The organism is Peribacillus sp. P4_D6, from assembly GCF_056401795.1.
Window position 1 is genome coordinate 1 of record NZ_JBFUIQ010000289.1, and the last position, 2,039, is coordinate 2,039.

The window sequence follows — 2,039 nt, forward strand, 5'->3', positions numbered from 1 at the left end:
TAAGTGAAGTGGTTATTGGTCGAACAATCGGATGAAAAGGTGGAGTTGTTATATGACTCCAACCCAAATACCTTTGAATTGCCGCTTATTGGACCAAGACCGCCATATTATTATAACCCGCGCTATGTGCCGTATTATCCCGTGATTTAAGGGTGAACATACTAAGGGAAAATGCATGAAAGGTCGGAGTCTGCCGGATTGGGGCTGCCTAGGTCTGAGTGGACTGAAAGCAGCCACAATTCGACTCAACTAAATTCCAAATCTTAACATGACATAAGGAAAAACGGATTATATTCTTCTACGAATTTTACAAACACGGAGATAATGGGTAAAGTTATACATAATACATAGAGCGGACTGGTGTATTAAAGGAGAGATTCATTTTGGATAATAAAATGAAACAATTAATAGAAAATATACAGCAGTCGGATGGTGGCCATATTTTATACTGTTTTAATGAATTGGAGTCATACATTGAAAATGAGACAACTTTCATCATTACCGGTGTTCAACAGGGAGACCATATCCTGGTCGTCGAAAACGACCGCATCTTTCCTTTCGTGTACAAGAAATTGCAGCTTCATTTAAATGAGGAGCAATTGGAGCAAGTGCATCTTATGAATAATTTTGATTTTTATTGTTTTCATGGAGACTTCCATCCTTCGACCATGGTTGATTATTTCTTGGAAAATATCGATGTATACACTAAACGCAATCAGCACATCCGGACTTGGGGCCATGTTGAATGGGGCCATGACGATCAAGTCAGCTTTGCGATAGGCGAATATGAAAAAGGGATCGACAAATTGATCAAGGAAAGAGGATTGATTTCTGTATGTGCATACGATGACTGCAGAATGCCTGCCGAGCTTAAAACAAACTTGATCAAACATCATGGAGTCCTGATTACCGATGAAAAAATCACGATTTTAGCAAACGGATAGAATAAAGGGGCGAGGTATTTGGAAAGTTTTACTGAACGGGTCATTCATATCATACAACGGATTCCCTCCGGTAAAGTGATGACATATGGTCAAATTGGACAGCTCGCCGGAAGTCCGCGCGGTGCAAGGCAGGTCGTAAGGATCCTTCATTCTAGCAGTAAAAAACATGACCTTCCATGGCACCGGGTGATCAATGCCAAAGGTGAAATCGGCATAAAAGCGGAGGGCGCAGCAGAACACCAGAAGGCGATGCTCGAGAGTGAAGGCATCACGTTCACGGGCCGGAATACCATTGACCTCGAAGCATATCGCTATCATCCAGAAATATTTTAAACGCATAGCCGGACTAGTAGTGGCGGGCGCGGGTTTGGTCGAAAAAGTACAGTGAAGGCCAAAACAAGAGCACCTACACCAGAATCAAAGCCTAACGAACACGATGTATAGGCTTACGAAATCGCAGTAAAAGAGGCTGATCCAAGCGGATCAGCCTCTTTTAGGATTATGAACGGGCAGACATGGCAGCATTCATGCCGGCAAGCCTGCCGGTTACTAATGCCGATGTGATATTGTAACCGCCTGTGTATCCGTGTATATCCAGAATTTCACCGCAGAAATACAGTCCGTCCATTAGTTTGGATGCCATTTCTTTTGGATGTATTTCTTTGACGGATACGCCGCCGCCCGTTACGAAGGCTTTTTCTAGCGGCTGGGTGCCGTGCACCTCGAATTGGAAGTCCTTGCATAATTCTGCAAAGCGGCGGATTTTTTCATTTGATATCGTCGCCCCTTGCTCTTSAAGGTCGATGCCGCTTCGCTCAAGCAGGAAGTGAAGGTATCGTTCAGGAACTAAACCTTTTAAGGTGTTTTTAATGGCTTTTTTCGGTTCGGCTTTTATTTCCTTCATGATGTCTTGAAAAACCTCTTCCTTGTTTCGGTCCGGAAGGGCATCGAGTTTCATGGTCACTTCCGACAGGTTCCATTTCTTCATCGCTTTCACGACGAATTGGCTGCATCTTAGAACAGCTGGACCGGAGACGCCAAAATGGGTGAAGAGCATATCCATTCTATGCGTAATCAGGGCCTTTCCCTTTGGGT

General features: G+C 43.9%; 3 protein-coding genes. 2 read left to right on the plus strand and 1 reads right to left on the minus strand.

The features are described from left to right. Positions 1-383: 383 nt before the first annotated feature. Both AC1DVB_RS26830 and AC1DVB_RS26835 read left to right on the plus strand, forming a co-directional pair. Positions 384-944, plus strand: coding sequence for an MEDS domain-containing protein (locus AC1DVB_RS26830; protein ID WP_095679184.1), 561 nt, complete (start codon positions 384-386; stop codon positions 942-944). A 78-nt stretch (positions 945-1,022) separates the two neighbouring features. After that, on the plus strand, positions 1,023-1,277 hold the full coding sequence (locus tag AC1DVB_RS26835; protein WP_053537337.1) for an MGMT family protein: 255 nt from the start codon (positions 1,023-1,025) through the stop codon (positions 1,275-1,277). A gap of 166 nt (positions 1,278-1,443) precedes the next feature. Here AC1DVB_RS26835 and AC1DVB_RS26840 read toward each other — a convergent pair. Next, positions 1,444-2,039 (minus strand): aminoacetone oxidase family FAD-binding enzyme (locus tag AC1DVB_RS26840; RefSeq protein ID WP_477591863.1); only part of this gene is annotated, 596 nt, incomplete at its 5' end.

Excerpts from the sequence above, each read along its gene's own strand:
- AC1DVB_RS26835 (WP_053537337.1), top strand. The coding sequence starts at position 1,023 with ATGACATATGGTCAAATTGGACAGCTCGCCGGAAGTCCGCGCGGTGCA.